Below are 23,770 nucleotides of genomic sequence, written 5' to 3'. Positions count from 1 at the left end.
GAAGAGATTTTTAAACTGCCAGATTGGAGATTCCGATCCAAAAAAATGGAAAAGGACAAGGTTTGAAATTATCGGAAGTGGGAAGGAAATTCGAGGTCCATTCTCGCAAACGATTTTGGTTGATGGATTGAAATCGAATCTTTCCCCACCGGAAGGAAAATTCTTTCCATCACGGGAACGGGTTCGAGTTTTTAAACGGTCAAAGATCGTTCTTGGCCGATTCTTTTTGTAAGAAAATACACCTATGCTTCCTAAAAGAGAAAAGGGTTGACCCTATCCACAAAGTTTTTTCTATTCTTTCCTTAGGAACCTCGTGAATGATTCTTTTCTAAGGGTTTCTAAACCGCATTCGTACAAGGAATTTTTCAATCGGGAAATTGATTGTATGAGAACCTGTCTATGTGAGCAGTTTAAACAAAGATGATCAAAGTCAAAAACCTATCTAAATTCTATGGCAAAAAACTCGCTATAGACCGTCTGAATTTTGAATTGGGAGAAGGGGAAATCGTCGGTCTCCTCGGCTTGAACGGAGCGGGAAAGACGACCACGATTCGGATTCTTACAGGATATCTGATCGCTTCGGATGGAATCTGCGAGATCGACGGAATGAACACGTTTGAAAATCCTCTCGAAGTAAAAAAGAAAATCGGATATCTTCCCGAAACACCGCCTCTTTATCCGGAGTTGTCGGTCGAAGAATATCTCAAGTTCGCCGCTAGGATCAAACAAGTTCCTCTCGAATCGATCGACAATGAGATAGCGAGAGTTTGTGAAAGAACGAACTTAAAAGACGTTCGAATAAATAATATCGAAACTCTTTCACTCGGATTTCGTAAAAGGGTCGGGATCGCACAGGCGCTATTGGGAAATCCTCGAATCATCATTTTGGACGAGCCTGTTTCCGGTCTCGATCCGAAACAAATTGTCGAGATCAGAAATCTCATTCATTCCCTGAGAGAAGGGCATACGATTCTTCTTTCGAGTCACATTCTTCCGGAAGTTTATAAAACCTGCACACGTTTTCTTTTTCTTCATAAGGGAAGAATGGTTTATCAGAGAGATCGCAAACAGCTCGAAGAGGAAATGGAAAAACTTTCTGGTTTGGAAGTTACTCTTTCCGGAACCGATCCTGAGTCAGGTAAGAAATATCTTTCTTCGCTGCCCGGTGTCATCGCGGATAAAACGCAAGCGCTCGGAGAAGATTCGAAAGGAAATACCTTTCTTGTTTCCACTTCGACGGAAAAGGAATTTAAAGAAAAACTTTTCGCTTCCGCGTCCTCTTCACCTCGTCTGGAATACATCCGCAAACAGGAAGTTACGTTAGAACAGATTTTTATGAATCAGGTTTAAGGAAACTATGTTCCAAAATATCAAATGGATTTTTTTCAAAGAAGTGAAAGTGTTCTTCGGAACGTTTATGGCTCCGTTGGTTTTCGGCGGAACCGCTTTCTTAAATTCCCTTTTTGTGCTCATATTGAATTTTAACGCGGGCACCAACTACGTTGACACGACCGTGATCACGTTTCTTTCCTTTATGTCCACGATCATCATCGCGATGTTGATCCTTTCGATGGGAAGTATTACGGAAGAAAGAAATCGGGGAACTCTCGAATTTCTTTTTACAGCTCCGATCACGGATCTCGAAATTGTGGCCGGTAAATTTACGTTCGGAGCGCTGATTTGTCTTTTGATCGCGGTTTTCGTAAACGGACTGTTTCCGATCTTCTTATATTCTTTTTGGAAAGCTCCTTTATACATCGTGGTTTCCGGAACGATCGGAGTTTTTCTTTTGGGAATTTTTTCTTTTGCGGTCGGGCTTTTCGGAAGCAGTCTCGGTAAGAATCAGATGACTTCTCTTTTGATTTCCATCGTGATCGTTTTGACACTTTGGGTTTCGGGTTATTTTTCATATCTTTTTGATTCGGTGACTCGAAAAGTTTTATATCACCTTCATATTTTTTCCCATTTTATAGGGTTTTGTAAAGGAGTTCTCCCTTTGAACGGAATCGTTTTCTTTGTCAGCGGAACATTATTCTTTCTTTATCTTACTGTGAAAGTTTTGGAATCTAGGAGGTGGAGAGGATGAAAGAATCCATTTTGTTCAGAATCTTTCCTTGGATTTCCCTCGCATCGCTTTTCTTATACTTTCCGGTAAGAGATAGCATTCAAACTCCCGGAACTCGTTGGCTCTGGTTGGGCTTTGTGCTAGCCGTTCTCGTTCTCGAACCCGTTTTTCGATTCGTAAGAAAAAAGAATGTGAGGGAAGAATGGAATTCCTATCTTTCTGCAGGTTTAGGTTTGCTCGCGTTCGCAATCTATCATCTCCGGGTTTTTCTAGAAGACCTAGCTTTGAAATCGAGCGGTTCTCATTCGGGGAACGATCGTTTTCGGGAAATTCTTCTTGTTCTACTCGTTTTATCCGCGATCGGATTTTTGATTCTTACGTTATTAAAAGAATTGGGAAAGGATTCCGCAGGAGCGCAGAGCGTTCTTAAAACTTCCAAACAAGCTTTGGTTCGATATTTTATCCTCAATCTTGCGATTGTTTTTGTAGTTTTAGTGATCATCAATTATGTTTCTGTAATACGAAATCATAACTTCGATTTGAGTTCGAAGGGACAGTATTCGTTCGGTCCGACTGCGGTGAAAATTTTAAAGAGCGTCAATCGAGAAGTCGAAGTCGTCGCGTTTTATCCGAGACCTCTGGAGAATTCGTCTGCGAGCGATAAGGCAAATTCCTTTTCACTTCGTAGAATTCGTCCGGATCTGGAAATCTATCTCGACCAGTTGCAATCTTTGAGTCCTCAGTTTAAGGTTCGTTTTATCAACGCCGACGTCGAGTTGGACGATTTAGGAGAATTCGGTCAGGTTTCCAACGGTTTGATTCTTGTGAGAACCAAAAAGCCCTTGTCAAGCGACGGAAAACAATACGCGGAACAAAGACTTTCCATCAAAGAGAAAAACGATCTCGAGGATTTGGAAAGAAAGTTGGTGCAAGCAGTCGTAAACATCACGACGGAAGAAAAGAATATATATTTTACTCAATCGAACGGAGAAAGATTTTCTCCGATTTTTCAAAATCTTCCGAACGAGAAGGTCGGAATTCTAACCAATTCTTTGAGTTTTCTCAACTTCAAAGTAAAAGGTCTTGGAATTGCGGAAGGTTGGCCGGGAAGAATTCCGCAAGACGCGGACGTTCTCGTGATCGCGGGTCCGACTGTAAATTATTCGAAAGAAGCGCGTGATGCGGTTTTGGATTTTATCGAACAAAGAAAAGGAAAAGTTTTCATTACGATCGAACCGAAAGGTCCCGAAAACTTCGATTGGCTTCTGGAGAAGTCAGGTTATGAATTTGCAAAGGGTCCGCTTTCGCAGATTCCAAGTCAACCCGGGCTTATCGTCGCGAAATCTTTCCGCAAACATCCGATCGAAGAAACTCTGACTCGTAAAGATATGGGAGCTATGTTTCCTTTCGGCGGTTTTTTTCTTCCAAAAGCGATTTCCAATCCTGGGAGTCAATCTATGGAATCGTTTCCTCTTATGGAATCCGGAGGAGAATCGATCCTTGACAAAAACAACAACGGCAAAATGGATCCGGGAGAGGATAAGAGAAACGTAATACTCAGTTTGATTCTTAAAAGCGCGACTAAAAAAGAAGGAACGCCAAATACCGCAAAGATGGAAACTAATCCGACGTCAGCCCTCGTTCCCGGGCTCGGTCCTGAATCCGAAACTCCTGCCCCGATTGCCAACACAGAATCTAAAGGAGAAGGACGTGTAGTGATTTTTTCCGGAACTTCTTGGATTACGGATCAATTCATTTCTTACGGAACTAACTACGAGCTTGCTACTTCGGCCATCACTTGGATGTATCAGGATCTTTCTTTGTCTTCGATCCAACCGAAAAAAGAGGAAATCAACACCGTTTCTCTAACGGATACACAAAAGCGAATCGTCTGGATTTTGGGAATGTTTATCTTTCCGGGTTTAATCGCATTTGTTTCCTCCATCGTTTTGATTCGGAAAAAAAGAAACGAAGGAGAGGCGTCTTGAGAAGAGGAATTCTTTTCGTTTTAGCGCTGGTTTTTTTGGTCGCGAGTTTCTTCTTATTGGAAGAAAAAAAAGAGGATCAAACAGAGATTTCTTTTTGGGATATCGATATCGACGAAATCGAATATCTGCCTCCTAAATCTTCTTGGAACGCGGAAGATGCGATGAGTTTTTATCCTTCCTCGATCGTTCTTAAAAAAGAGAAAACGTTAAGTGAAACAGGTTTGTTTATTTCCGTAAAATCGATCGATCTGGAAACGGGAGCTTCCTTGGTTTTCGAAGGAGGTTACAACGCGGAAAATTTATTTCGTGAATTATCTGTTCTCAAAGTAAAGGGTGTGGAAACAGTCGGCGATGAAAAAGATTCTTCCACTTTGAAAATCAACGAAGGATCGCCGGAAATCCTTCTTAGGTCTTCCGGAAAATCGATCAAAAAGATTTTTATCGGTAAAAAGAAGTCCTCGGATTCGACACGAATCATAAAAGAAGGGAACAATATTCTGATTACTCAAAGTCATATTCTGGATCGTTTTGCAAGAGGAATCGGAGAATTCAGACAAAGACAAATCGTCAATCTTAAAGACGAATTTATCTCGGAAACGATTTGGGAAGAGGAAGGGATCACTCTTCGTTTGGACAACCATCCTTTCAAAGAAGAGAACGTTAAGAAGAATTTCTGGAGGAGATTGTCTGGTAAGATCGTTGCGATCGAACCGTATCTGGGGGACACCTGGAATAACCAGATCATCGGTCAAAGGGTGGATCTTTATCCTGACGATCCGAACGGCGCCGGCTTTGCGGTTGCAAAAAGTCTGACATCGGTGCCTGCGGAATCATCCCTCAAGTTGCGTCTTTCGAACGGAGATTGGATCACGATTCGTTACTATCCGAAAACCAACATCAATTCCGTTGATTACAGACCGGCGATCCGAATACTAAACGATAAATTTTCCGAACCTCCTTTTTACATCCGTGAAGATAGTTTCTTGCGGATAAAAGAAAATGCGGGGAATTTGGATAAAGCGGAGCAGAAAAAGCCGATAGAAACTCAAAATGCGGCTCCAAAAAGTCCGACCTCCGCTTTTCCCAAAAAATGATCGTAGATAAAGAACAAGATTTTTCAGAAGTAAGATCCGGCATTCTTCAAAGAATTTTTCAATCTCCGGAGAATGCGTACGAAATTTATCAGAAGACTGAAGGTTTCGGTTATGCCGAAATTTTAAAAACTCATTTTCTTCTTTGGATTTTAGCTCCGGTTGGAAAATTTATTTCCAACCTCTTATTTTCCGTTCTTTCCTTTGTCCGTTTTGACGATGGAGAATGGACTATCTTCTCGGGGGTTTTATTTTCGTTTTTAGTGTATCCGATCGTTTTGTTTTTGATAGTTCAGTTCGACGTATTTCGGGTCTTTCATAAAAAAACGGATCGTACGAAGGGAGAAATCCTTCAGCCGGCCAATATTTTTTTGTTATCCTTTTTGCCCTTCAGCGCTTCTTCCGTCTTCTGGGTTTTACCTTCTCCGTTCCAAGCGGTCTTTGTAACGATTTCCTTTTTTCTTTCCTGCGCTTTGTCCGTAAGAAGTTTGAAAAAAATTCTAAACTGGAATGATAAGGAAATTTTAATATTCTTTCTGTCCGGAATCGCTTATCTCCTGACCGGAGTTTTATTTTTGACGGTAATCTATAATTTAATCAGGACAATTCTCAATTGAAAATTTTTCTAATCGGAATCGGCGGAATTGCGATGGGCAATCTCGCGCATATGCTCAAAAAAAGCGGACACGTGGTTTCCGGCTCGGACGCGGGTGTTTATCCTCCGATGTCCGAAAAGCTGAAGGAATGGGAAATTCCTTACTTCGAAGGTTTTAAAGCTGAGAATATTCAAGGTCAGGATCTGATCATCGTAGGGAATGCGATTTCCAGAGGGAATCCGGAAGTGGAAGAAATGCTCAATTCCGGAGTCGATTATCTTTCCATGCCGGCTGCAATTAGTGAATTCTTTCTCAAAGGAAAGAAGGTGATCGTGGTCGCGGGAACCCACGGAAAGACGACTACTACATTCTTAATTCATCATATTCTGAAAGAGAACGGGGTTGCACCTGGATTGTTTGTGGGTGGGATTCGTAAGGACGGTTTTCCGGGATTCGAACTCGGAAACGGTTCTTATTTTGTGATCGAAGGCGACGAATACGATACGGCTTTTTTCGACAAGTCCTCCAAATTCTTACACTATCGTCCCACCTACGCCGTGTTAAACGCACTCGATTACGATCACGCTGATATCTTTCCGGACATCGAAGCGATCGAAACGATGTTCAAACGTCTGATCAACTTAGTTCCGGGAAATGGAAAGATCTTCTATTGGAGCGGGTCGGGTTCTCTAAAAAAATTGGTTCAGCGCGTTCAGTTTACAAAAACCGAGGGTTTTGAATGGAATCGAAAAGATTCTTCACTTTCTTGGAAAAAACAAGAACTCTTTTGGGATGATAGAAAGCTTGATCCGGTCGTTTTCGGAGATCATAACTATCGAAATCTTGAAGTAGCGATCCGAGTTTCTTCCGAGATTCTGAAAGAACAAAATCCAAGCAGCTATAAAGAAGGAATCGCAAAAGCGATCGATTCATTTCCCGGTGTAAAAAGAAGACAGGACATTCTTTTTGAATCTCCAAATGCGATTGTGATGGAGGATTTTGCGCACCACCCGGTCGCCGTCCATGAGACCATTCACGCTATCAAGAAACGGTTTCACGGTTATAAGATCATCGCTCTCTTTGAACCGAGAAGCGCAACTTCTCACAGAAACGTTTTTCAGAAAGAATATTCGTATTCTTTTTTGGGAGCGGATCTAACCATTCTTACCGAAATTCATAATTTAAAGAAGGTTTCAAAAGACATTCGTTTGGACGTGAAAAAGCTCGTTCAGAAACTTTTGAAGAATTCAAAAACCATTCCGGTTTATACAAAGGATCCTCAGGAGTTGCTTTTAAAACTTGAGAAAATGATTCCCCAATTTACGGGAGAAAAAATTCTTATCTTAGCCATGTCCAACGGCTCCTTCGGAGGAATTTATCCGGGACTCGTAGAATTGGCTCGGAAACACACATGAATTTATCCCAAGAACTTGATTCTATCTACGAAGAGGCGATTCAAAAAATCGGCGCGTCTATTTCAGAAGAAGATTTAGATAAGAATAAGAATGATTTTATCGGTAAAAAAGGAAAGCTCACTGCGGTTCTCAAAAACGTAGCTTCTCTTTCCATCGAGGAAAAAAAGACCGTAGGCCAGAAGGCGAACGAACTTTCTAAAAAGCTCGAGGTTTTTGTTTCCGATACAAAAACGACTCTCAAGAAAAAACTTTTCGAGTCACAAGCCGCTTCCGAATTCTTCGATACTCTACGGCCGCTTTCCAAACCGGAAAACGGAAGTTTACACCCTATCACTCAGATTCAATACGAGATCGAAGATATCTTTGCTTCGATGGGATTTAGCGTGATGGACGGACCCGAGATCGAAACCGATACGAACAATTTCGGAGCTCTGAATTTTACGGAAGATCATCCTGCGAGAGAAATGCAGGATACGTTTTATTTGGAGAATGGAAATCTTCTGAGAACTCATACTTCCGCGATTCAAGTGAGAACGTTGAGACATCTCAAACCTCCTTTTAGAATCATCGCTCCGGGAAGAGTGTTTCGTTATGAAGAAGTGGACGCTTCTCACGAGCATACGTTTTATCAGATCGAAGGAATGGTAGTCGGAAAAAATATTTCTGCGGCGAACCTGATCGATACGATGCAGGTTTTACTTTCCAGAATTTTTGAAAAGGAAATCAAAACAAGGCTCAGACCTGGATATTTTCCCTTTGTGGAACCGGGCTTTGAGCTCGATATCAACTGTCTTGTTTGTGAAGGCAAAGGTTGCCCCGTTTGCAAACAATCCGGTTGGTTGGAGCTTCTTCCTTGCGGTTTGATTCATCCGAACGTTTTATCACACGCTGGTTTGGATCCGAAAGAATGGACGGGTTTTGCGTTCGGTCTCGGATTGGATCGTCTCGTGATGATGCGTTACGGAATTCACGATATACGTTACTTTCAATCTGGAAATCTCAGATTCTTAAAACAATTCTAATATGATTTCCACTCCGATTCAGACGCGATGGATGGATATGGATCCCTTCGCTCACGTGAGCAATTCCGTTTTTGTTTCGTATTTGGAAATCGGAAGAGTGGATTATTGCCGTCGTCGATTTGCTGTGAAGGACGTTTTCGACGTTCCTTTTATTCTCGCGAGAATTGAAATCGATCTCAAAAAATCGATCGAAATAAACCACGTTGTCGAGGTGCAAACTTCCGTAATTCGGATCGGAAACAGCTCTTGGGATTTTCAATCCGTCATTTTAGAATCCAATACGAAGGAAGTTTTTGCATTCGCGAAAACGGTGCAAGTGACCTTTGATCACAAAAAAAAAATTTCGATTCCCATTCCGCCGAGAATTAGAAAAATTTTAGAAGAAGACCTCAAAGATTTTCAGAAACAAAATAGAGAAGGTTGACAACGACCTCGATCGATTCCTTTTTTTTGCAACGATTCTAAAATGTAGGAACTATGACCCGATTCTTTGCTTGAACTTAGAATTGTGGGAACTCCCGGTTTTCTAAAAAATGCGAAAAAGTTAATTCTCTACGAAATATTCAACGTCCTTCCGCCCAGGATTCTTTTCGAGGGTCCGCTCCTCCTAAGAGTTTGCCCGTTTTCGGATCTTTCATAGAAATACAAGGTGCGCCAAAATCGTATTCCCAGACCTCCCTCCCGATTACGTCATATCCCAATTCTTTCAGTTTTTTTCCGTGTTTAGAATCGATTTCTTTTTCCAATTCCAAACGACCCGGATAATACGCGTGCGGTGAGAATGCGTCAGGCCAATTTAAGGAACGGAAACGAGGCGCGTTTACAGCGGTTTGAGGATTCATACCGAAAATAATCATATTCAAAAAAACTTGTATAGTTGCTTGGGTTTGCATATCGCCGCCGGGAGTTCCGAAGCTCATAAAGAATTTTCCGTCCTTAAAAACCATAGAAGCATTCGGAGTGATCGTGGGTCTTTTTCCGGGAAGTAAGGCAGAAGGATGATTTGGATCCAAGCGAAATTGAGTCATACGGATGCCCAAGGTGATATCTCCTTCGATCATCGGCGATTGTGGAAAGTCGCTCGGAGTAAGGGAGAGAGAATTTCCTTTCGGATCTATGATGCTGAGATACGTCGTATCACGTCCCACTTTTCCGGTCTTTTCCCAAAGAGAAAGTTGCCGATCTTCGACGGAAGAATGGAATGCAAGAGGCGATTCAAAAGAATTCAGTTTTCCAATCATCCGTCGTAATACCGAAGTGTTGAGATTAGAATCGGAGGAATCCTCTTTTGAAAGTTGATTTTGATCGACAGGAGAATCATTTTGATTCCGCAAAAAATCTTTCCTCTTTCTTTGAGAATCGAGTGAGTTTGAAATATTCTTCTTTTGATAAACGGCAGGATTTCCGAAAGGAGGGGTTTTACCGAAAGCATTCGATTGTAGAAGTTTTCTTCTTTCGGCCGCATATTCTTTACTGAGAAGCCCTTCCACGGGAACGTTTACGAACGCCGGATCTCCGAAGTATTTTTCTCGATCCGCCATCGCTAGCTCGATCGCCTGAACGACGGTATGGATATATTCTGGAGAATTGTGACCCATCTTTTTTAAATCGATTCCTTCGAGAATCTGCAGGGCAAGAGGAACCACGGCCCCTTGATTCCAAGTTTGATTGGAGAAGATCGTGTAAGGTCCGTAATCTCCTCGGAGCGGTTTTTCCCAAGCACCGGAATAGGATGAGAGATCCGATTTGGTCATGGTTCCGTCGTTTTGATCGTGAGCGCGAACGATCCTTTCGGCGATCGGGCCCTCGTAGAAATACTTTCGGACCGAGTCGAGAGCTTTGTTTCGATCGGAACCGGATTTGATTGCTTCTGATTCTACCGCTGCAATTTCGCGTAACGTTTTTCCGAGCGCGGGACGTCGAAAACGCTCATTCTGATAGAGCGGTTTCCACCATTTCTTATCCAAATAAACTTCTGCATTGTATGGAAGAAGAATGGAAAATCCGAATCTTTTGAAAATATTGATATTTAGATTTCGCATCAGAATTTTGTGAACGGGGAAGCCTTCTTCCGCAATTTTGATTGCCGGAGCGCTGACCTCCGTGAAACTCATCGTCCCGTATTTTTTTAGAAGCGCGACAATCACGTCCGGAGAAGCGGGAATCAACTGAGAACTATATTTCAAAGTTGGAATGTATTTGTGTCCTCTGGATTGAAAATACTCGATCGTAGCCTTGGAAGGAGCTTTTCCGGCGCCGATATAACTTTCCACATTTTGACTCTTTGAATCGTAGTAGAGAAGAGGGGCCACACCCGGAAAGGAAGCTTCTTCTCCTTGGGTAACGTTTAACACGAGTAATGCGGCCGCTCCCGCATCCGCGGTATTTCCTCCTTTTTCCAAAATTTCCAACGCCACTTTCGTTGCGATTGGATGACCGGAGGCCACCATCATTTTGGAACCTTCTGCGAGAGGGCGGTCTTGTTGATAAGGGTCGTTGAATTCTAGGATTTCGTCGGGTCTTGAGAAGGTGAAATAAAAAGCATAGAAGAATGCGGCTAAGAAAACGACGCCGAGTAAGGAGTATTTAATAATTCGGTTCATTGATTGCCTTCCTGAATGGAATTCGAGGCCTTTCTCTGGCGCCCGAATTCGTTATGAGTTCAAGGATTTTTTTGACACAATGTAGTTGCTCTTACAAATGAATCCACTGAAAAATATAGGAAGGAATGAATAACGTGGTCTTACGATCTACGGAATTAAAATTCGGATTCTAAAGAAATAAAAGCATCCGATGAATTCCAATGTGTTTCGTTTTTTTAAACAAAGCCTGTCAATTGCATTGTACCTCGGAGAATCTACGTTTCCACTGGGTATTTTCCGCACCGGGAAAAGGCCAAAAGCGATTCATTTCATCGATCGTCAAACGCACTTTCGCGGCTACGATAGGGTCGGTAGCGCAAATTTCATTTAAGTAGAAAAAATGACGTCCTTGAAATACAGCTCCGACATCCGCTCGATCTTCAGCAAAATTCGACGTGGCGTATTCGCTCACAAAACCGTCAATAGGATTCCAGAATGAGGTGACAGAAACATTGGGACCGAAACGACGAGGACTGGAGGAGAACTGGTAACTTCCATATTGAAAGAAAGGTGGATTAAAGGATTTCCATTTTGGATCCCAGTAATAGCCCATAACATAATCCATGCTATGGGTAAGTTCATGGTGTATTCCGTTTGATAATCGGTTTAGGAAGTTGTTGGGATTAGAATTCCCCATTCCCATAGATTTCAATCCGTCGGGAACGTTCAAAAATATAATATTTTCTTCCGGTCTTGATAGACCCCCTCTGTAACCGATAGAATTTATATAAAGATTTCTAGTAAATACGATTCTTTCCGCGCGAGCTTTAATCACATATCCTCTCGGATATTTCGCGATTTCGGTCTCAATTAGATCCTTATAATAATTCAAATCTTCATCCGTATAATTCACGTCATAGGAAACCGAAGGAGAGGCTATGATCGTATGCGTTATGATTTGAACGTCCCGATCGTAGTTTTCAGCCCGGTCCTGAAACAATAAAAGTAGAAGAAGGTTGGAGCTCATCTTATCCTCTTCTTTCATGGAACAAAAGGACAAGAAGGCACAAAGAAACAAAGAGCTTAAAACAAATTTTATATTGATTCTCATGGATTTTTCTCCGGATATTTTCAAAACATCCGGAAATAAATACTGAACTTGCTTTCAAGTTAAGCCATAGAATCCCGAGAAAACTCGTAGGAAAGAATTCGGATTATAATGTGAACTCCGATTGGTCTTAAAAACAAAGAACACTTTTCCGAGTGATCGATAATATTCAATGGAATCTATGATAATTCCTGCATTTTTCGATCTTGGTTTATATCGATACAAAAGAAGTCAATCCCCGGAGTTCCCGATTGGTCGCCGCGGCAGGGATCGACGCGGGGTCAAGTTATTGGTTTTTAGAAAGAGTGATCGAAGTGATTGAGTTTTCAATAACTTGACCGTAGCGGAGAGCCCGATCCCGCCTGATTCGTTCAAACTTACTTTTGTAAGTCGGTTGGCGGGAGCCGCCCAAATTGATAACGTGAATTCACATTCTATTTTGAATCATTTGAAAGCTTGAATCGAGAAAGGTTTACTTCCTGAGTTTTAAACGGGATAAAAATTCTCCCGTTTAAAATTCTTCTTCCGCCGAATAAGTCAAAATCAGAGAGGAAATCAAAGTTAGGAGAAATTGGGAAAAAACCCAAAGCCATACGATCATGTTCGGAAGAACATTCACAAAGTTCAGGATAGAGATCGCAGGTCCGACATAAGCCGCCAACGAAAAACAAACTGCTACGATCAATCCCCCGACGATTCCCGTGGGTAGGGAATCTTTCGCAAGACGAATGATAATTCCCAAAAAGAAAACTTGTATCAGGTCTGCAACGATCGGCCCTACCCATAAAATCATTCCCACAGATTGGAAGAAAGATTTATAGGCAGGGTCGTAGTAAAAGCGAGAAAACAAAAGACTGCGAAGAGGTACGGAGATCACTTCCCAAAAACCAAAGGCGATAAAAAGCCTTAAAAGAAATTGATTCCAGTCTTTTGCAGTCTTTAAGCTCATTTTACTTTCCTACGATGAAAACCACGTTCGTTGTTGCGGATCCGCCGATGTTCAGCATCAATCCGTTTTTAGCGCCTTCTACTTGGTAGTTGCCGGCGGTTCCAGTGACTTGTTTGTAAAGATCGAGCATCATCCGAACTCCGGAAGCTCCAACCGGGTGTCCGACTCCGATGAGTCCACCGGATGGATTGATCGGTTTTTTACCTTTCAAATCGATCACGCCGTCTTCGATCGCCTCGTGTTCTTTTCCTGGTTGTGTGATTCCAAAAGCGGAGATCGCAGCATATTCGGAGGAAGTGAAACAGTCGTGAGTTTCAAAAACGTCGATGTCCTTCACTCCGAGTTCCGCTCTGTCATACGCGTCTTTTACGGTTTGTCTTGTCCAAGGGAGAATGTATTTATCCCCTTTGGATTCTGCAACCTTCGCGTCAAAAGTGATCGGCGCAACTCTGTGTCCCCAACCTTTCAGTCTTGGGATCGTGTTGATCTTCTTCCCTCTTTTTTTCGCGTATTCTTCAGTATAAGATTTGTTAGCGAGAACTACCATCGCAGCGCCGTCGGTAACTTGAGAACAATCGGTAATGCAGAGTCTTCCTCCGACTGCCATATTGTATTCTCCGCCTCTTGCGTTTGCGTGTTCTTTATTCATAAACCAAGAACGTGTCTGCGCCTTCGGGTTTCTCTTTGCGTTGTCGTAGTTGATTCTTGAGATTTCGGCTAACGCGCCCATGAATCTTTGTTCCGGAAGTTTGTATCTTTCCAAAATTACATCCGCGAGTTTTCCGAAAAGTTTTGGGAAAGGAAATTGAACCCCTTTCGCTTCTTTTTCGTAATAAGCGGCAGTTCCTAAAAAGTCTCCACCAACGGAAGAACTTACGGTTTTCATGATCTCGATTCCGAGAACGATGGCAACATCGTAGTCTTTCGCCCGGATTTTTGTGGCCGCCGCATCGAGAGCGATGGAGCCGGATGCACATGCCGCTTCAAAACGTCCACCTGGAATTCCGTAGAAAGCAGGATCGACTTCGGTTAAAAATGCTCCCAAGTGACCTTGAGTTGCATATTGCTCCGCATCGAAGTTTCCTACGAAAATTCCGATTCTATTTTGTTTATTTAGTTTTTTGAGTTCATCGGGTGTGATTCCCACTGCGGCTAAACCGTCTTGTACGGCCTCGCGCATCAAGGACATGAAGGTCTTTCCTTCCTTAGTCCAGTTTCTTTGAAAATCGGTCTGTTCCCCGCCGAGGACGTAAATTTTCTCGCTCATGGTGATACCTGCCTTACTAATTATCCTTTAAAAAGTGATCGAGCGTCAAGTTTTTCCTTCAGCTCGTAAAACGGTTTCCCCGGTTTCGCTTTTGCTAATACCTCAGGAACCGGAAGTTTTGCTTTTTCGATCAATTGAATCGTATCCTTAGGTCCGCCTAAGAAATCAACGAACGCAGATGCAGGAGCCCAGTTAAATCCGGTTCCCATTGCGAGGTCCGCCATTTCTTTTGTGTCTACGACTTCTCCTACGATAGAAAGAGAATAACTTACGTATCTTGCGATGAAGTATCTCGCGAGGTCCGCTTCAAAACCTTTCGCTTCTTTTACAATGTTCATAGCGCCGATATAATCCGCTTCGGAAATTCTTCTATTCGCCTGACGAATAAAATCGATATCAAACTTAGGAAGAGGTTCGTAAAGATCGGCGCCTATATTATAGACTAACTTTTCTTTCTTACCGTCCGGAGTTTTAGACATCTTATAAAGTCCGCCACCTGCTTTTCTTCCTAAATCACCTTTATCGATCAGCTTTTGGAAGTAACCCGGCATTTTAAAAGTAGAATGAGCCGCATCTTTTGTCATTTCGTAGAGGTTGTCCACGATCGCTTTGTGAACATCCAAACCTACGAAGTCGGCCGTATCGAGAGGAGCCATCGCTCTTCCTGTATAACCGCTCATGATCGCGTCCATAAGAGCGATCCCGCCTTTATCTGAATATTTTTCTGCGATCTGAGCGACTTCGTTGATGAGCTGAAATCCGATTCTGTTTCCGGCAAACGCGGGGGTATCGTTTGTGTAAACGACCGCGCGTCCTAAAACTTGATCCAGATATTCTCCGAGTTGTTTGAGAACTTTTTTATCCGATCCTTTGTGTGAAACGAGTTCGCAAAGAATCATTTTATATGGAGGGTTGAAGAAGTGAGTTCCAAAATAATGTTTTTGTCCGTCTTCATCGAATGCCTTTGAAAGTCTTTCGATGGAAAGTCCGGAAGAAACAGTGGAAACGATAGTGCCAGGTCTTCTGGAGCTTGCGATTCTTTTGTTGATCGGTTCTTTTACTTCATAACTTTCCGCAACGAGTTCGAAGACCCAGTCGGATTCTGCTACCGCTTTTTCAAGATCTGCATCGTAAGAACCGGGAATGAGCCTTGGTCGAATCGTATCCGTCTTCACGGAACCGATCGCTTTCTCAATACCTTCTTTCGCTTTGCTTATGTCCCTTGCGAGCATATGGACTTTTGCCTTCCCAAAGGAGGCGACGATTGCGGCTGATCCGGCACCCATAGTACCGTTTGCGCCTAATACTGTTACTGTTTTTATCTCTCTCATGAAACTATACCAATTCTTGGATTTTCAATGGAATAGAACCTGTTTAAAACAGCTACGCGAGGAGGAAAGGTTTTTTTCAAAGGAATCGACTATAGAATTATTCTAAAACAGAACGAATGTTCTGTTTATAACTATTATAAAAGGCTTAAAACATAGTGTGAATGAGAGGCTGTTTCTAAAAAATACAGAATTCGTTTTCAAGGTTTTAACTGCGGATTCTTAGGATGGTAACAGTTGCGTTGTTTCAAACGTCCAGAGACTCGATTCTAGAAAAAATCGATCTTGGTTTCAGATGAATCCTAAGATTCTTTGAAAGACGCAAAAATAAAAATTCAGTTTATAACTAGAGCGGAAATGGACTGAGATTTCGAGTAAATTTCTCCATAAAAAGATATCATGTCGGATTTCCTTTTTGATTCCTACATAGATGAATCTTTTGCAAAGACAGTTTACTTTGGATCTCCTTTCAATTCGTGAGGGAACTCGTCGATAGTAAATCTGCCCTTAAGTTAAAAACTCCCGTTTGTATAAATATTATTTTACAAGCTCATTTGAAATTTATTAAGAATCGTTATTTCTTAGGGCCAGGTAAAATAGTTTATGAAAAAAATAGATGCGGAGTTCGCAAAATCACAATGCTTTCTTACATTCTTCTTTAATTGGTTTTTCATTTCAAAAACACATTCAATTTTTAGAATTCAATTTTGGAAAGAATTCAATCTTAAGATTGAAACAAAAAATAAGTTTGGTCTATACAAAATTCTAATTTTATTCTTTTTCCTCCTAACGGCTGCAAACGGATGTGTACAAGGGAAGGGCGGTTCTTTGAAGTTCATGGGAATTTTGGGACCTTTCGGTTTAGTAAATCAACCTTCAAATCCGATTTCCCTAAATTATTCCGATAGTCCCTATGTAATGACAAGGGACGCCGTAATTTCCGAAATCGCCCCTGAGATTTCGGGAGAAATTCAAAATTGTACGGTAAATCCTCCGTTGCCTACCGGACTGGTCCTGAATCAAACCGACTGCTCTCTTTCTGGAATTCCAAATGTGGAGCAAGCTGCCACCGAACATTCGATCACTGCATCCAACGAGGCTTCGGATAAGACAAGCTTGATCATAATTACTGTTGACACCAATCCACCTGCAGCCTTCGCTTTTGCTTCCCCTGCCATTATTTTTACTAAAAATGCTCCGACTCCTCCCCTGCGTCCATCCGTCAGAGGAACTGTAACGAGCTGTTCCAGCGACATTCCACTTCCTCTTGGATTATCTCTCGATCCGAATTGTATGATTTCCGGTACGCCGACAGTTCCGCAACCTCCTACGACTTACACCATTACCGCAAGCAATGCATTTGGAAATACGACTACAACCATTTCGATTGTGGTAAATGAAACCGCGCCTACTACATTGATTTACGCTGGAAGTCCGTTTGTCTTTAGCAAGGACGCTCCGATTGCTACCCAAACTCCGACTTTTACGGGTACGGTTACGAGTTGCACGACAGACATCCCGCTCCCGACTGGTTTGTCGATACACAATTCAACTTGTGCGATTTCGGGAACGCCCACTGTAACACAAGTAGCCGCAAATTACGTTGTTACCGCGAGCAATGTTTACGGAAGCACAACTGCAACGATATCGATCACCGTCAATATGGCGGCCCCTTCTTCCTTGAATTACGTCGGAAGCCCGTTTGTTTTTACCCAGAATTCAACGATTTCGACAGTAACTCCGACTTTCACCGGATCCGTGACCAATTGTGTAACGGACATTGCTTTACCGACTGGAATGGGGATCAATTCGACCACTTGTGCGATTTCGGGCACACCCACGACAACGCAAACGGCTACGAATTACGTTGTAACGGCGAGTAACGCGAGCGGAAATGCAACGACGACAATATCTATCGAAGTTAATATGGCCCCACCTTCCGCTTTGAATTATGTCGGAAGTCCATTCCTCTTCACAAGGCTCACAACCATCCCGACGTTGACTCCCACAGTTTCAGGAACGGTAACAAATTGTACTACGGACGTGGCCTTGCCTCCGGGTTTGTCGATTCATTCCACCACCTGCGCTATTTCTGGAACACCGACAGGTTTGCAAGCGGCTACGGATTACGTCGTTACGGCGAGCAATTCTTCCGGAAACACAACGAAGACTGTAAAGATCATGATTGTCGGACCACCGCCTCAAAAATCATTACAAACCCAATGTTGGAATTCGGTCGGAACGTTGGATGCTACTTGTTCGTTGGCAAGTTCTTTGGGGCAGGACGGGCAATTGCAAAATGGATCTACTCCAAGTTTTACTGGGCCTTCGTTGGTCAATGCACCTGATTTCATTACTGTGAATAATATTACGGGACAGATTTGGAAAACCTGTCATCAAGGTCGAAAGGGAATTGATTGTGCAACTGCGGACGGTTCCAGTTTTTTTACTTCCAGAGCGGCAGGTTCTGCATCTTGTGCCGCTTTGAACGCTCTAAATTCGGGTGCAGGCTACGCAAATCTTCAAGGTTGGAGATTGCCAACCATCTCGGAGTTGGAAACACTCGTAGACTTTAATAACTCGTCCGGAACCGGATCCGGCAATCCGAAAACATTTCTAACCGCTTTTCCGAATACGGATGCAGGTTATTATTATCTGAGTTCGAACGCGTATGTTCCAACATCGGGCATTGCTTTGGCTTTGTATTTCTCAAATGGAAGCACGACTTGGGTTGCGGATGACGGAAGTTCGAGTACCCGTGTTCGTTGCGTTACTTCGGCGCCATAGTGCTTCTTCTGATCGGAAATAAAAGCCTTAGTGAGTTATATCGAAGGACTAAAAAAATAGAAGTTCATATTTTAAAGGAGATAGTTATGTTGAACGTCATCATCGTCAAAAGAATCCCTAAATGGATTCGGTTTCCATTTTTCCAAATTCTTGTTTTATTTTTTTTATATTCGAGCTCGATCAGCGGCGCTCCATTTGTAGATAACGGAGATGGTACGATTACCGATCTTGGAAATGCTTTGATTTGGCAAAAGACGGCGGATGGAACCCAAAGGAATTGGGCGAACGCGCTTACTTACTGCAATGGTCTTTCTTTGACTTCAAGGGTTTGGAGATTACCTTCCGTTACCGAATTGCGAAGTATATTAGATCATACCCAGGCCACATCTCCGATTATCAATGGAACTTATTTTCTTGGAACGGTAAATCAATACTATTGGACTTCAACGACATATCGGTACAGCGGCGGTACTGTGGAAGCCTGGGCAATCAATTTTACTTCCGGTTTTACTTCTTCAGGCGGTAAGACTGCTTCTTATTATGTTCGTTGTGTTGCTTCCCCACCGTAGATAGAAAAATCGTCGAAATGATTTCGCTCGGTCCGGCCCTTGATTAATGCTCAATAAAAGGGATCTCAATCTCACTCAGAATTCTATTCGGTTTCGCAAGAAGCCGAATGGATTCAGTCTTGCTTATTTTCTATTCAAAGGAGGGTCGAATTAATTTTTTGGAGGAATCCAAATGTGTTTCCTTGTTTCGATTTCTTTTTTTCATCAAGAATCCGATACAATAAGACAACTCGGCGACTTTTTCTCTCAACGGGATCCGCTTCCTCTTTGAATGTACGATCCAATTCTAAGATACATAGGGAATCATTAAAAAGAAATTACTCGGGATACAATAAGAATCAACGAAGTTCAAAAGAAATTCGTTAGAGTCTTTTTTGTGACGACGAATCGGCTTAAAAACGTTCACTCCAAAAAAGTGAATCCTATGTAAAAATTTTCCATTTCTCGCATCTAAAACGCTTATTGAAGAATGATCTGATCAACTTTGTTCTTTCGGTATTTCACAAACGCGCTTCCGTTTTGAGTATAACCCAAATAAGGACCGTTTTTCTGAAATTGTTTTCCGAATATTTTTTCCGCTGTCCCACGATCCGAACCGATCGAAACTCCCTTATCGATTCCTGGACTGTTGTCTCCATACGCGTTGACTTGGAGAACGGAGCCTATGCTAAGAAGAAAAGAAGTTTCTTTTTTATTGTAAATATAAAACTCGCTTCCTGAACTTTTGTCCACTTGGATCTTGTCCGGTTTTCCCCAGAGTTTTAATAGATCTTCGAGCTTATCTCCCGGACCGACTCCTCCCACTTTGAACGCATTTTGTTTTGGATTTTGAGAAGGATCGGGAAGAGTAATTCCGTGGAACTCTGCGAGGTGTTTTGCCCATCCCGAAGAAGAGTCGTAATTCTCAAGATAATATAACGCTAGTTGTTTTGTTTGAGGTGTTTTTGCTTTATAAGATTCCAAAAGGACGTAATTTAAAATAGGCGTAAAGTTCTCATAAACATAATCGGGATCCAGTTGAGTTTTTTGACGGATCGAGTTTCCGATTCCTTGTAGATAAGCCTGAATCTCCGGATTCGATTTCGCCTTTTCTCCAAAAGATTGAACTCTTTTATCCACCATCGAAGCCACAGATTTGAAAACTTCTAAAGCCTTTGTTTGGTCGTCCGTCCAATAAAAAACGATCCCGAGATTATTTGCCAAAGGAATGGAATTCTCGGCTCGAACACTATTCCCCGCCAAAGATCTGGCGACGTTCATATCGTTCTCTTCGGTGGAATAGGATAAAAGAACCGCGTAATTTGAGATGAAGTAGGGATCCTCTGTTTTTAGAATTACCTTCTTGTATGCTTCCATTGCTTTTTCGTAAGCAGCTTGATTGCCAGGAATGGTTCGCATAACGGCTCTTTTGCGGAGACCTCCCGGAAAGACCATTGAATCCCTAAAGGAAGGCATGTCGATAACCGGCTTTAATTTAAGGTCGTCGTTGCTCGCGGTCGCCATCCAAATTTTGTGAAGGCAAACTGCATAAGATTTTTCTAAATGAGTATTTCCTGGAAATTTGGAAAGCGCTTTCTCGAGATTCGATTTTGCCTGATCTAAGTTCTTTCCAAATTGGATATCGTCGTATGTTTTCTCTAAGGTTGCGAGTAAAGAATATAGTTCCTGTTTATCTCCGTTAAAACGGGAAAGACGATCATTCGGCGAAGGATGACTTGTGAAATAAAGAGATGTCATCGATTCCGGACTTACTTTATCCAGTTTTTTACTTACGATATATTCTTTATATTGATTATCGATATCGCTCATCAACTCCAACGTTCGGATCATATACTCTCCTCCATATCCGGCTTTGTTTAAAAGCTGAAAGCCAGTCTGATCCGCATCGACTTCCTGTTCTTGGGAGAATTTCAAGTTGTCCAAAACGGCTTCACTCGTTGGATTTTCTTTGAGTTGATAGAATTTTTTCACCGAGTTGAAAGTGTGTTTATTATAATAGTGCGACAACTCGTGAGAAAGAACTCCCGCAATGTATCTTTCTCTATAGAAGTTCATCTTGTCTTTTGCATCCGATTCCGAACCTGTAATCACCTGATCGAGAATATCGAGGGTTCCGGAGTTGATACAAAACTGTCCGCCAGCCATAGCGAACGCGTTGAAGGAGTTGTCCTGAATGACGTTATACACGATTGGAAAGGAGGGATTTCCGGAAGAATCGGCGAGTTTTCGAAAGGCTGCGTCGATCGGTTTTTTCCAGTTATTATGATCCTTAAGAACTTTTCGGGATTTTAGAATCGCACTGTATTGATACCCGCTTTGGCGGACTATTTGTGCGTAGAGTTCGGAATCGAAGTTGATATTGTTGTTTTTTTGAGCGTGAAGAGAAAAACAACCGAAGACGGATAAGAAAAAAAGAATGTTTTTAAAAGTTCTAAACATATTCTCGCAACCTTAGAAAATATTTAAGAAGTAACGGATCACTAAGATCGTTAAAAAATCTGAAATGTCAAGCCTGAATTGGACAACAATTTCTTTACATCGATTTTCGTTTAGGAATAGCTAACGCTTGTAATGGTTATATATCCTTTTTTAAAAAGAACTCGGACTCTAAGACGAATTTTCTGAGTTCTTCGGGTGGAAAAAATATTAATCCGAAAAGAAATCGATATGGATCTTCTCTAATTCCTAAGAGTTTACAAAAAGCTTCCTCAGTTTTCCAGCCTTCCTTTTTTAGAGTTTGAATTCCTTCCTTAAACCGAGGTCCGCCTAAAAAGAGAATTTCACTTTCTATCATGAAATGAACGTAACCCATTTGCTGAAGTACCGGAAGTCTTTGAGCGAAAATTTCATATTTGAATTTTTCAGTTTGAAATCGGATGAGAATGGCAGGAAGGTCTTGAAATATTTTTCTTAGGATCTGGAATCCTTTGAAATTCTTAAACGTAAATTCACCGAAAGAATAAAATTCTTCTTCGTTTGAAAATTCACAAAGAATGTCGACGTCGCTCTGATCATGATCTATTCCCAAAGGAATTGTACCGGCAAGATAAGGATCGTATTTGAGAAGTGTTTTTAGAATTGAATATTCTTCCAGATCTTCCCAGAGCAGTTTTTGTTTTTGATTACCGATTTTGAGAGAATCAACTAAAAAGCGGGCATTTCTAAAATTCATAATACATGGATGACGCGACTTTTTGAAAAAGGATTTCTATTAGTCTTCTTCCGGAAGGAGAGGGGAAATAAAATACGCGATGAATTCGAGTTTCCCCGTGGTTCCGGATTTCTGATAAATCGAAAACGTTTGATTTTCTATCGTCTTCAGACTTTTTCCGCGAATTGCGGCGATCTGGTGATTGGACATTCCTCTAAGCAGGAGAAAGGCGATTTCTTTTTCCTTATCCGAAAGATCCCATTCTTCCAATTGTCTCTGTAAGGATTCCCAAAAGGATTGATTGGTATGTATTAGGAGTTGGTTTTTACTCTTTAGTCCTTCGATTGCGATTTTGGCCGATTCGATATCGGTTTGCGTATGTCGAATTTCTTGAATAAGGAAGAAAACTCCGATGATTGAAAGAAGGCCGACTATAATTTCTATCGTCGTAAAATACGCCTGCGATCTTTCGATCCAATGAATATCGAAAGCGAATGTTAGAATCTCCTCGATGATCCAAAGTAAAATTAGAAAAACATAAACTGAAAAAAAGTAAAACCGCTTTTCTTGAGGAAACCAGAGTCTCATTTTTACCTTCTAAAAAGATTCACGTCGAATTCTCCCCATCTCCGGATTCCGATCGTTTTGTTAAACCTGATTTTAATCAAAAAGTTTTGGAGTGAATTTCGACTTCATTAGAAAGTAAGATTTTATTCCGTTCAAGAGTCAAGTAGGATACAAAATTTCAAAATTCCTTAGGTAAAAACCACTAATACACAATCGGTTCGTAGGTAATTGCCGCAGTTGCTGTCCCTACCTATTGCTTGAAATCCTAAAAAGAGTATCTTTAAAGATATTTGAGGATTAAAGTTATGAAACGATTTCTGCTCGCATTCCAACACATTGGAGAAAGTTTTTCTTCTTGGAATCCGTATATGTGTTTGTTCCTGCTCCTTACGACGATTGGGATTATGGGCTGTATTCTTCCGCAGGAAAGATACGGAATGCAGTCTTTGAGTCCGACCGACTACGTTTATAAGGGGGATCTTCAAGGACTTGAGAATTCTCTTCGAAGCGGACACGGAATCAACCAAAGAGATCCCTTTTTTAGAAATTTCACACCGTTGATGGTTGCGGCTCGAGAGGGTGAATATTTGATCGCAGAATATTTGATCCGAAACGGAGCCGACGTCAACGCAAGAACTCGCGACGGACACACCGCTTTGATGATGGCATCGACGAATCGATATCCTGAAATTGTCAAACTTCTTATCCAATCGGGAGCGGATGTTCACGCTACGACCGTTCAAGGACATACCGCCTGGTCCGAATCTACATTAGAAGATTCTAAAAGAGTTCAGGAAATTCTTCAACAAGCAGGCGCTGGTAGAAAGTAATGAAACTAAGAAGACTTTTCTTAACGGGTATTTTATTTCTTTTATTGGAAGGTTGTAGCGTACAAACTGCCAACTGCGAGAAGGGTTGTGATGAACAACTTTCCGCTTGTTTGCTCATCGCCTTCAATAATCAAACTCCGACTCAATCAGCGGCAGTCTCGCTTATCTGTTACGAGCTTTGCACCGCGTGCAAAAACAACTGTTCCTCTAAATCCTCTTCAGGAACTTCTTCGAGGAGATCTTCGAGCTCTCGATCCGGAGGTGGTAGCGGAGGAGGGGGGAGTAGCGGCGGTGGTGGAAGTGGTGGCGGACACGGCGGCGGAGGTCATGGCGGCGGGGGGATTCTAACATTTTAGTTTTAAAAATAAGGAGCAGTGATTTCGAAATAGGATTTCGGTTCATTCTTCCTGGATTCTTTTATTTTTCGACTATGAGAGCGTCTTACCGGAAAAGGA

20 protein-coding genes are annotated in these 23,770 nt (G+C 41.9%); 12 read left to right on the top strand and 8 right to left on the bottom strand.

All coding sequences use genetic code 11. The features are described from left to right. The first annotated feature begins 420 nt into the window (after positions 1-420). The 8 genes from JWG45_RS05490 to JWG45_RS05455 are packed head-to-tail and all read left to right on the top strand — an operon-like array spanning position 421 to position 8,601. Positions 421-1,350: an ABC transporter ATP-binding protein gene (locus tag JWG45_RS05490; RefSeq protein WP_205278765.1), complete on the top strand. Its 930-nt coding sequence runs from the start codon at positions 421-423 to the stop codon at positions 1,348-1,350. A 7-nt stretch (positions 1,351-1,357) separates the two neighbouring features. Then, positions 1,358-2,086, top strand: a complete 729-nt coding sequence (locus JWG45_RS05485) for an ABC transporter permease (RefSeq protein WP_205278764.1) — start codon at positions 1,358-1,360, stop codon at positions 2,084-2,086. After that, complete coding sequence (locus tag JWG45_RS05480) at positions 2,083-4,053, top strand: motility-associated ABC transporter substrate-binding family protein (protein ID WP_205278763.1); 1,971 nt, start codon at positions 2,083-2,085, stop codon at positions 4,051-4,053. The genes JWG45_RS05485 and JWG45_RS05480 overlap by 4 nt, the downstream gene beginning before the upstream one ends. Further along, a complete protein-coding gene (locus JWG45_RS05475) occupies positions 4,050-5,147 on the top strand; it encodes a hypothetical protein (protein ID WP_205278762.1) in 1,098 nt (365 codons plus the stop codon). Before JWG45_RS05480 ends, JWG45_RS05475 begins: the two co-directional genes overlap by 4 nt. Continuing rightward, a complete protein-coding gene (locus JWG45_RS05470) occupies positions 5,144-5,761 on the top strand; it encodes a hypothetical protein (RefSeq protein WP_205278761.1) in 618 nt (205 codons plus the stop codon). The genes JWG45_RS05475 and JWG45_RS05470 overlap by 4 nt, the downstream gene beginning before the upstream one ends. Further along, positions 5,758-7,155: a UDP-N-acetylmuramate--L-alanine ligase gene (locus JWG45_RS05465; protein WP_205278760.1), complete on the top strand. Its 1,398-nt coding sequence runs from the start codon at positions 5,758-5,760 to the stop codon at positions 7,153-7,155. The genes JWG45_RS05470 and JWG45_RS05465 overlap by 4 nt, the downstream gene beginning before the upstream one ends. Then, on the top strand, positions 7,152-8,177 hold the full coding sequence (gene pheS, locus JWG45_RS05460) for a phenylalanine--tRNA ligase subunit alpha (RefSeq protein WP_205278759.1): 1,026 nt from the start codon (positions 7,152-7,154) through the stop codon (positions 8,175-8,177). The genes JWG45_RS05465 and pheS overlap by 4 nt, the downstream gene beginning before the upstream one ends. Position 8,178: 1 nt before the next feature. Then, positions 8,179-8,601: an acyl-CoA thioesterase gene (locus JWG45_RS05455; protein WP_205278758.1), complete on the top strand. Its 423-nt coding sequence runs from the start codon at positions 8,179-8,181 to the stop codon at positions 8,599-8,601. 139 nt (positions 8,602-8,740) lie between these two features. Here JWG45_RS05455 and JWG45_RS05450 read toward each other — a convergent pair whose 3' ends face one another. From JWG45_RS05450 to JWG45_RS05430, 5 genes are all read right to left on the bottom strand, one after another. After that, the gene (locus JWG45_RS05450) at positions 8,741-10,780 is read right to left on the bottom strand and encodes a gamma-glutamyltransferase family protein (RefSeq protein ID WP_205278757.1); all 2,040 of its coding nucleotides are present in this window, start codon (positions 10,778-10,780) and stop codon (positions 8,741-8,743) included. A gap of 229 nt (positions 10,781-11,009) precedes the next feature. After that, on the bottom strand, positions 11,010-11,870 hold the full coding sequence (locus JWG45_RS05445; protein ID WP_205278756.1) for an LIC13305 family lipoprotein: 861 nt from the start codon (positions 11,868-11,870) through the stop codon (positions 11,010-11,012). A gap of 508 nt (positions 11,871-12,378) precedes the next feature. Then, positions 12,379-12,816, bottom strand: coding sequence for a hypothetical protein (locus tag JWG45_RS05440; protein ID WP_205278755.1), 438 nt, complete (start codon positions 12,814-12,816; stop codon positions 12,379-12,381). Between the two features lies 1 nt (position 12,817). Continuing rightward, complete coding sequence (locus JWG45_RS05435; RefSeq protein WP_205278754.1) at positions 12,818-14,083, bottom strand: acetyl-CoA acetyltransferase; 1,266 nt, start codon at positions 14,081-14,083, stop codon at positions 12,818-12,820. Positions 14,084-14,103: 20 nt separating this feature from the next. Then, positions 14,104-15,414 (bottom strand): 3-hydroxyacyl-CoA dehydrogenase family protein, encoded by a 1,311-nt coding sequence (locus tag JWG45_RS05430; protein ID WP_205278753.1) that lies wholly within the window; start codon positions 15,412-15,414, stop codon positions 14,104-14,106. 600 nt (positions 15,415-16,014) lie between these two features. Here JWG45_RS05430 and JWG45_RS05425 point away from each other — a divergent pair. Next, complete coding sequence (locus JWG45_RS05425; RefSeq protein WP_205278752.1) at positions 16,015-18,198, top strand: putative Ig domain-containing protein; 2,184 nt, start codon at positions 16,015-16,017, stop codon at positions 18,196-18,198. An 86-nt stretch (positions 18,199-18,284) separates the two neighbouring features. After that, on the top strand, positions 18,285-18,767 hold the full coding sequence (locus JWG45_RS05420; RefSeq protein WP_205278751.1) for an Lcl C-terminal domain-containing protein: 483 nt from the start codon (positions 18,285-18,287) through the stop codon (positions 18,765-18,767). A gap of 459 nt (positions 18,768-19,226) precedes the next feature. On the opposite strand, the gene JWG45_RS05415 is transcribed toward JWG45_RS05420, so the two are convergent. From JWG45_RS05415 to JWG45_RS05405, 3 genes are all read right to left on the bottom strand, one after another. Continuing rightward, entirely contained in the window at positions 19,227-21,206 is a 1,980-nt protein-coding gene (locus JWG45_RS05415) for a M48 family metallopeptidase (protein ID WP_205278750.1), read from the bottom strand. Positions 21,207-21,342: 136 nt separating this feature from the next. Further along, positions 21,343-21,939, bottom strand: coding sequence for a DUF4269 domain-containing protein (locus JWG45_RS05410; protein WP_205278749.1), 597 nt, complete (start codon positions 21,937-21,939; stop codon positions 21,343-21,345). 39 nt (positions 21,940-21,978) lie between these two features. Further along, positions 21,979-22,506 carry a helix-turn-helix transcriptional regulator gene (locus JWG45_RS05405; protein WP_205278748.1) on the bottom strand — a complete coding sequence of 176 codons (528 nt, stop codon included), beginning with the start codon at positions 22,504-22,506 and terminating at the stop codon, positions 21,979-21,981. A gap of 284 nt (positions 22,507-22,790) precedes the next feature. Between JWG45_RS05405 and JWG45_RS05400 the strand changes: the two genes are divergently transcribed. Together JWG45_RS05400 and JWG45_RS05395 are read left to right on the top strand one after the other, a co-directional pair. Beyond that, the gene (locus JWG45_RS05400) at positions 22,791-23,315 is read left to right on the top strand and encodes an ankyrin repeat domain-containing protein (RefSeq protein ID WP_408611601.1); all 525 of its coding nucleotides are present in this window, start codon (positions 22,791-22,793) and stop codon (positions 23,313-23,315) included. Beyond that, positions 23,315-23,671, top strand: a complete 357-nt coding sequence (locus JWG45_RS05395; RefSeq protein WP_205278747.1) for a hypothetical protein — start codon at positions 23,315-23,317, stop codon at positions 23,669-23,671. Before JWG45_RS05400 ends, JWG45_RS05395 begins: the two co-directional genes overlap by 1 nt. Positions 23,672-23,770: the final 99 nt, after the last annotated feature.

The sequence above is a fragment of the Leptospira ainlahdjerensis genome, assembly GCF_016919175.1.
Lineage (GTDB): Bacteria > Spirochaetota > Leptospiria > Leptospirales > Leptospiraceae > Leptospira > Leptospira ainlahdjerensis.
This window is presented reverse-complemented; position numbering and strand designations above follow the sequence as displayed.